The organism is Patiriisocius sp. 208BN25-11, from assembly GCF_058147145.1.
On the sequence record NZ_JBYVJY010000052.1, the window covers coordinates 1 to 378 of the forward strand.

The window sequence follows — 378 nt, forward strand, 5'->3', positions numbered from 1 at the left end:
TGATAATGAAGTTCCTTTTGATCAGATTATTTATGTTCGTTTACAAGATGTAGCAACAGGCTGTTATAACACCACGACACTTCATCTATTAGTAGAGGAGCGTCCACAGATTACAGATCCTCAGCCTTTGATTGTCTGTGATACCGATGGAGATGGTATTGCCTTGTTTAATTTAACCGATGCAGAGCCCGATATATTACAAGGTCTCACAGGAGGTCCTTACGTGGTGACGTACTTTACCGATATGGCAATGACCAGTGCTATTGTCAATCCAATAGCCTTTACCAATACGGTAAACCCTCAAACGATTTATATTACGGTACGTGATACGAACAATGATTGTGAGAGTGAGACGACTTTAGAGCTGCGTGTAGAGAT

General features: G+C 41.0%; 1 pseudogene. It reads left to right on the top strand.

Annotated features, from left to right (window positions below):
* A pseudogene (locus ACY2RS_RS15510) lies at window positions 1–378 on the top strand (T9SS type B sorting domain-containing protein); the annotation flags it as partial.